Origin of the sequence: Acinetobacter tjernbergiae DSM 14971 = CIP 107465 (genome assembly GCF_000374425.1) — a bacterium.
Classification (GTDB): Bacteria; Pseudomonadota; Gammaproteobacteria; order Pseudomonadales; family Moraxellaceae; genus Acinetobacter; species Acinetobacter tjernbergiae.
Genome location: NZ_KB894373.1, coordinates 74,394 through 82,098 on the forward strand (window position 1 = coordinate 74,394; position 7,705 = coordinate 82,098).

Annotated in this window: 6 protein-coding genes and 1 pseudogene; 6 read left to right on the plus strand and 1 reads right to left on the minus strand. The window is 40.3% G+C overall.

Annotated elements, in window-relative coordinates; genetic code table 11:
* Positions 1-2 precede the first annotated feature (2 nt).
* Together C502_RS0114740 and C502_RS0114745 are read left to right on the plus strand one after the other, a co-directional pair.
* Positions 3-3,137, plus strand: coding sequence for an efflux RND transporter permease subunit (locus C502_RS0114740; RefSeq protein WP_004912815.1), 3,135 nt, complete (start codon positions 3-5; stop codon positions 3,135-3,137).
* Positions 3,138-3,170: 33 nt separating this feature from the next.
* Positions 3,171-3,536 (plus strand): copper-binding protein, encoded by a 366-nt coding sequence (locus C502_RS0114745; RefSeq protein ID WP_004912811.1) that lies wholly within the window; start codon positions 3,171-3,173, stop codon positions 3,534-3,536.
* Positions 3,537-3,648: 112 nt separating this feature from the next.
* Here C502_RS0114745 and C502_RS0114750 read toward each other — a convergent pair whose 3' ends face one another.
* Positions 3,649-4,926 carry a tyrosine-type recombinase/integrase gene (locus C502_RS0114750; RefSeq protein ID WP_004912809.1) on the minus strand — a complete coding sequence of 426 codons (1,278 nt, stop codon included), beginning with the start codon at positions 4,924-4,926 and terminating at the stop codon, positions 3,649-3,651.
* 331 nt (positions 4,927-5,257) lie between these two features.
* Between C502_RS0114750 and C502_RS19160 the strand changes: the two are divergent.
* From C502_RS19160 to C502_RS0114770, 4 genes and pseudogenes are all read left to right on the plus strand, one after another.
* Positions 5,258-5,368 (plus strand): annotated as a pseudogene (locus C502_RS19160) (Arm DNA-binding domain-containing protein); the annotation flags it as partial.
* Between the two features lie 324 nt (positions 5,369-5,692).
* Positions 5,693-5,950: a helix-turn-helix transcriptional regulator gene (locus C502_RS0114760; protein WP_018679572.1), complete on the plus strand. Its 258-nt coding sequence runs from the start codon at positions 5,693-5,695 to the stop codon at positions 5,948-5,950.
* Positions 5,951-6,271: 321 nt separating this feature from the next.
* Complete coding sequence (locus tag C502_RS0114765) at positions 6,272-6,484, plus strand: hypothetical protein (RefSeq protein WP_409360639.1); 213 nt, start codon at positions 6,272-6,274, stop codon at positions 6,482-6,484.
* Between the two features lie 65 nt (positions 6,485-6,549).
* Positions 6,550-7,599, plus strand: coding sequence for a DUF932 domain-containing protein (locus C502_RS0114770; protein WP_018677304.1), 1,050 nt, complete (start codon positions 6,550-6,552; stop codon positions 7,597-7,599).
* The last annotated feature ends 106 nt before the right edge of the window (positions 7,600-7,705 follow it).

Below are 7,705 nucleotides of genomic sequence, written 5' to 3' on the forward strand. Positions count from 1 at the left end.
TCATGATCACCCGTATTATTCGTTTTTCAATTGCAAATCGAGTATTTGTCTTATTAGCTGCTGTAGTTCTTGCCGTTTGGGGAACTTGGGCTGTCAAAAATACTCCGGTTGATGCTTTGCCAGATCTGTCTGATGTACAAGTTATTGTGCGAACTAATTTTCCCGGTCAAGCACCACAAATTGTTGAAAATCAGGTGACGTATCCTTTAACAACGACCATGTTATCAGTGCCCGGTGTTAAAGCTGTTCGGGGCTATTCTTTTTTTGGTGATTCGTTTGTTTATATCATTTTTGATGAACATACTGATCTTTACTGGGCACGTTCTCGCGTGTTGGAATATCTGAATCAAATACAAGGGCGAATGCCTACAAATGCAAAATCTTCATTAGGACCAGATGCTACAGGTGTTGGTTGGATTTACGAATATGCTTTGGTTGATCCAACAGGGCAACATGATCTCTCACAACTGCGAAGCATACAAGACTGGTTTTTGAAGTATGAACTAAAGACAGTACCGAATGTGGCTGAGGTTGCCACAATTGGGGGAATGGTTAAGCAGTATCAAATTGTTTTAGACCCTACCAAGATGGCAGCATTCGGTATAACTCAACGAAGTATCATTGAGGCAATTCAAAAGGCAAATCAGGAAACTGGCGGTTCAGTCCTAGAAATGGCTGAAACTGAATATATGGTAAGAGCTTCTGGTTATTTAAAAACATTAGAAGATTTTCGGCAGATCCCATTACGTACGAACGGTTTAGGCATCCCAATCACTCTTGGAGAGGTTGCAACGATTCAACTCGGACCTGAAATGCGTCGTGGAATTACTGAACTTAATGGACAAGGAGAAACCGTTGGAGGTGTTGTGATTTTACGTGCTGGTAAAAATGCACGTGAAACCATTACTGCTGTAAAAGAAAAACTTGCCGAATTACAACAGAGTCTACCGAAAGGCGTGCAAGTTGTTCCAGTATATGATCGCAGTCAATTGATTGATCGGGCTGTAGAAAATTTAAGCCATAAATTGATTGAAGAATTTATTGTGGTGGCTTTGGTTTGTGGATTATTCCTCTGGCATTTACGTTCAGCAATGGTTGCGATTGTTTCTTTGCCCTTGGGAATCTTGTCAGCTTTTTTATTGATGTATTATCAGGGACTAAATGCCAATATCATGTCATTGGGTGGTATTGCCATTGCAATTGGCGCTATGGTCGATGCCGCTGTGGTTATGGTCGAAAACGCACATAAGCATATCGAAGCTTGGCAACATGAACATCCTGATCAAGTTTTAAAAACACAAGAGCGTTGGGACATCATTACGCATTCTGCTAGTGAGGTTGGACCTGCTTTATTTTTCTGTTTACTCATCATTACTTTATCCTTTATTCCTATTTTTACTTTACAAGCACAAGAAGGACGACTGTTTTCTCCATTGGCATTTACTAAAACTTATGCCATGGCCGCTGCCGCAGGGTTATCAATTACACTGATTCCAATTTTGATGGGGTACTGGATTCGAGGGAAGTTACCCTCTGAACAATGCAATCCATTAAACCGTTTTCTAATCAAAATATACCGTCCGATGTTGGATAAGGTCTTAGCTTATCCAAAGACAACTTTATTTGGTGCATCATTCATTTTTCTTCTCAGTCTTTTCCCTTTAACTCGCTTAGGTGGAGAGTTCCTGCCCAATATGGATGAAGGTGATTTACTGTATATGCCTTCGGCTTTACCGGGATTGTCCGCAGCAAAAGCTTCTGAGTTACTTCAACAGACTGATCGAATGATTAAAACTGTTCCAGAGGTTGCCACGGCATTTGGTAAAGCTGGGCGAGCAGAGTCAGCTACAGATCCAGCACCTTTAGAAATGTTTGAAACCACGATTCAGTTTAAACCGCGATCTGAATGGCGTTCAGGTATGACACCCGACAAGTTAGTAAAAGAACTGGATAAAGCGGTTCAAGTACCGGGTTTAACAAATATCTGGGTGCCACCTATTCGTAACCGAATTGATATGTTGGCAACTGGGGTTAAAAGCCCAATCGGGATTAAGATTTCAGCAAATGATTTGCAAGATATTGATCGGGTCGCACAACAAATTGAACAGGTTGCCAAAAAGATACCCGGTGTTAGCTCAGCTTTAGCTGAACGACTCACAGGTGGGCGATATGTTGATATCGATATTAATCGAAAGCAAGCTGCACGTTATGGTCTTAATATCAATGATGTACAGCAAATTGTGTCATCAGCAATTGGTGGGGAGAATATTGGGGAAACTGTTGAGGGATTAGCTAGGTATCCTATTAATGTACGTTATCCACGAGAAATCCGAGATTCACTTGAAGCCTTAAGGAATCTACCAATTCTGACTGAATCAGGTCAGCAAATTGTTTTGAGTAGCATTGCCAATATTCAAATCACTGATGGCCCCCCAATGCTAAAAAGTGAGAATGCTCGCCCAAGTGGTTGGGTCTATGTTGATGTACAAGAGCGTGATTTAGCTTCTGTAGTTCAGGATTTGAAACGATCTATTGATGAACAAGTGAAACGCTCTGCGGGTATGAGTATTAGTTATTCAGGTCAATTTGAGTTTATGGAAAGAGCAAATGCTCGTCTAAAGGTGGTGATACCAATCACTTTGATGATCATTTTTCTATTGCTCTATTTGATTTTTAGACAAGTACAAGATGCCGCTCTGATTATGCTGACTCTACCATTCGCTTTAATCGGTGGTATTTGGGCAATGTATTTCAGTGGCTATAACTTTTCAATTGCCATAGCAGTAGGCTTTATTGCACTTGCGGGTGTTGCCGCAGAGTTTGGTGTGGTCATGTTGTTTTATTTAAAGCAAGCCATACAACAAACGCAGTCTTCTGAAAAATCCTTAACTGAACAACAGCTCAATGACGCACTTCGTACAGGGGCTGTTCTACGTGTTCGCCCAAAAGCGATGACTGTAGCTGTAATTTTAGTCGGGCTACTTCCTATTCTTTTGGGGACTGGAACAGGTTCTGAATTGATGAGCCGTATTGCTTTACCGATGGTTGGAGGCATGATTTCAGCTCCGCTTTTATCAATGTTTGTTATCCCCGCTGCCTACCAACTTCTAATCAAAAGGAAACTATCAAAATCTTGATAGTTTTATTATTTCGTTCAAAGAGGTTTTATTATGTTTAAATTTATGAAAATTGTAGCTCTTGTTGCAACTATTGCTACGTTAAGCGCTTGTAGTAAAAATGAGGCATCAGAGCAAAAGAAAGCGGAAGCACCTATGGAGCAGATGAGTAAAGAATCATCTACAGCAATGACAGCTCAAGCTGTTGGCGTTATTACGGCTATTAATACGAAAGAAAATATTTTGACACTCAATCATGAGGCAATTGCAGCGATTAAATGGCCAGCAATGACAATGGGTTTTAAGGTTGCAGATCCTAAGTTGTTAAATGGGCTTGCAGTAGGGCAAAAAGTTGATTTTGAATTAAAAGCAGATGGTGAAATTTACACAATCGTAAGTGTTAAACCAGAAAACAAGTAATGTCAAAAGTATAACTAATATCAAGAGTACAGAGCCTGTAAAAAAATCTGTTTAATTCCCTTTAAAACGAATGCTTCAGCCATCTAAGGCTGAAGCATTCGTTTTATGATGTCTAGTTAAAGTGTGTACAACAGAATTCAGTCCAATCAGCCATTAAACCTTTACGTTTTTCAAGGTACCCTCCACGTAAGTAAGAAGCTTCAACTTCATCGGGTAGTTTATGGGCAAGTACATGCTCACAAACTTCCCGTGAATAATCCGTTTTATCGGCTGACCAATCACGGAATGTAGAACGGAAACCGTGTGTTGTAACCACACGATTTTGTTTTGGATCAATATAGCCTAAGCCATCTTCTTTAAGCTTCTGCTCATGCATCCGTTTGATCAATGTGGTTAATGACATATCAGAAAGCATTTCTCCAGAACGTGGGGCAGGGAAAATGAAATCTTGTGCTTGAGTATGATTTTTGATTGATTCAAGCAACGTGATGGCTTCTTCAGACAAAGGTACGCGATGTTCCTTTTCTGCTTTCATCCGTTCTTTAGGAATAATCCAAACCTTATTCTTAAAATCAATTTCCTGCCATTTAGCCCCAAAAATCTCACCAGATCGACATGCAGTTAAAATCGCAAATTCCAGAGCTTTAGGGGAAATCCCTTTTTTCTGTCTTAAATGCTGGATAAACTCAGCAACCTGTTCATAAGGCAGGGATGGATGTGGGCGTGATTCCTGCTTTAAGTTACCTAATATAGGTTCAAGATTGCCTTTCCATTCAGCAGGGTTGTCACCCTCAAAATATCCCATAGCCTTGGCATAATCAAAAATGGTTTCTATACGACCACGAATACGTCTGGCTGTTTCATTTTTTTCAATCCAGATTGGTTTGAGAGCTTCAGCAATATCTACTTTGGTAATGGTGCCAATGGTGAGATCACCCAGCGTTGGATAGATATAGGTTTCCAGTGTTGTTGACCATTGTCCGATATGCTTTTGATTTTTGAGTTCACGGGTTTTATTGGCAATAACAACTTTTGCACATTCCATGAATGTTTTATTCCGTAGTTGCTGGACATGCAGCTTTTCAAGCTGTTCCTGTTTATGCACAATAGGATCAATCCCATTTCGTATTTGTAATTTTAATTCAGCGGCTTTGGCACGGGCTTCTGCCAAGGAAACTTCAGGGTAGGGGCCAATACCAATATCACGGCGATGAGGTTTTAATTTTCCATCTTTATCCAGACGTTTTCCCACAACGGCACGTAAAATCCAGACACGGGAATCTCTTTCAACATTTAAACAAAGACCATCAACGCCGCCTACGTGGTATCGACCAGTCTCTTTAATTCTTGCTACACTGAGTGCAGAAAGCTCTTTGGATTTCTTTGGCATTCTTTTATTTACCCCTCAACCTACCCCTCATAAAATACTGGAAATGGTCGGATTAGACAAGACTAGGTTGGATGGGTATAATTGTAATTAATTGAAAAATATTAATTTATAATATTGTTTTGGACTTCTTGGGATTAGTGTTAGACGGACACCGCTTCCGCCAAATTCAAGTTTCTGACACTGTTTAACACTATATAAGTTTATGATTTATATGGTTAAAGTTAGAAATTTACAATATAACAAGCCGCGACGCACTACGCCAATCGGTAGTTATAAAGTAGTAAAAAATGCAGTAAGATTATTTCTTACTGCATTTTTTTATGTCTGAATTATGGCGACTCGTGGAATCAACAAGCTTAGTGCTTTACAAGTTAGAAAAGCTAAATCTGATCCTGACAAGATGTATAAGCTGTCAGATGGTGGAAATCTGTATCTGCGTATCCGCCACGATCAATTCTTTTTGATCAAGGTTATAGCTTGATTTAAATGCCGATACTCCTCTGATCTGAAAAGCACAAAGGTAGTAGTGAAAAATTTCCTCTTCCATCTCATTTAGATCAGTAAGTGTAATAATTTTAGCCATTCTTATATTTAAATTAATTCAATCAGTTAAACAACCATTATAGTCTGTATTAAAATACCTAGCTAGCATTACTGACGATACATATTGGTTTTAGCTACCATGCGATTCATTAGATGACTGATCATATTCATTGTTGAATATGGTTCAGGCGAATTCTTCATCGTTGCTATCGAAGGTTTAAAAATGATTGAGCATCGTTATCGTGTCAAAGAGTTAGTCAATTACCCAGAACGACCAGCAAAGGATTATGTAGATCGTGGCGGACGTAGGCGCAGAGTTTCTTATAAACCTGCCACGAAGGGTTTACTCAATATTGCGGAATCAACATTCTGGAAAATGGTTCGTCGAGGTGATTTTCCTGAGCCAACTTACTTGACTGCGAGCATGCCAACGTGGGCAGAAAGCCAAATTAATTTGTGGCTCAATTCGAAAAAAAGCTGACTAGATTAGCGCGATATCTTTACAACCCTAAATTATCCCATTTACCCCTAAGACACTGTAGTTCATTGATTTCGAAGTCATTGGATTACGGTGTTTTTTACACTTGACCATTAGTGGTACTTATATTATTTATATATCTAATATTATATTTAATTATTAATTAACAATTGGTTAGGTGTGATCTATTACAGCAGAGTAAATTATCATGACAGAATCAACCTATGTTATGAATGACAGTCAAACACATAAAATTGAATATATACCACCAACACAAGATCCTACTTTATCGAAGAATCCTATAACCCTATTGCCAATAGCGTGATGTCACCGATGGCACTTGCCACTTTAGGAGTGAGTGTTTCTAAAAGCCTGAACATTCCACCCATTGCAGGCGCAATCGTTGGGGTACTGATCGGCGGTATCTGGATGTTAATCACTGAAGATGAACAGCAACAACCGCTACACCCAACTTATCGCAGACAGTATTACTGCAACAACTGTGACCGCAGCTTTAGTCCAAATTTACGCAATTAAGCATTCAACAAAATTCACAAATCGAACCTTATACCCATTTTAAAATTGATACAGGAATTATTCTTATGGCACATTTAGTTGAAACAATGGCATTCGTAGGACAAACCCCTTGGCATGGTTTAGGCAATGAACTTACTCCAAACCAACCCATTGAGATATGGGCGCAGCAGGCAGGTATGAACTGGCGGATTGAATCCTCCGATGTCAGTTACATGGCACAGAATGAAAAGGGACAAAGCATCATCATGCCTTTTGAGGAACAGCGTGTACTTTACCGTTCTGATACTCACGCACCGTTATCTGTGGTCAGCCAACGCTTTCAGGAAGTCCAGCCGATGGAAATCCTACACTTCTACAAAGACCTGACTGAACAATCAGGCTTTGAACTGGAAACCGCAGGGGTGCTCAAAGGTGGTAAGAAATTCTGGGCATTGGCTAAGACAGGACAAAGCTCAGCACTTAAAGGTAAAGATGTCAGTAATGGCTATATTCTTCTGGCTACCGCTTGTGATGGCACACTTGCCACCACAGCACAATTCACCAGTATTCGGGTGGTATGTAACAATACTTTGGCGATTGCGCTCAAAGGACAGAATAATAGTGCAGGTGTGGTGAAAGTGCCGCATAGCACCCGATTCGATGCTGAGAAAGTCAAACATCAACTCGGTATTTCAGTTCGTGCATGGGATGAACATATGTATGAAATGAAGCAACTGAGTCAGCTTAAAGTGACACAGCAGGAAGCCGCTGCTTACTTTGATGCGGTATTTAATAATACTAGTCTTAGTGTGGCCGAACAGGATGAAAGTATTATTCAGTTCTATCGCAATGCAGCCATGCCAAATCAAAGCAATTCATCTCGACCAGACAATAAAACCGAACCGAATGGACGTGCCATGTCGAAAGTCATGACTATGTTTAACGGACATGGACGAGGGGCAGAACTCAGTTCAGCCAAAGATACGGCGTATGGATTACTGTGCTCAATCACCGAATTTTGTGACCACGAACGTCGAGCCATGAGTACCGATCATCGACTCGATTCAGCATGGTTTGGAGCAGGCGCATCCATTAAGCAACGTGGTTTAGAACAAGCACTTCGAATGATTGCCTAAATTCAGTTTCAGTTAAGCCTTCTACATTAGCCTAAGCATACGGTAACACCGTACAAGCACAGCAACACCTTTAGCCACATTTCCAGATGTGGCTTTTTTTATGCCC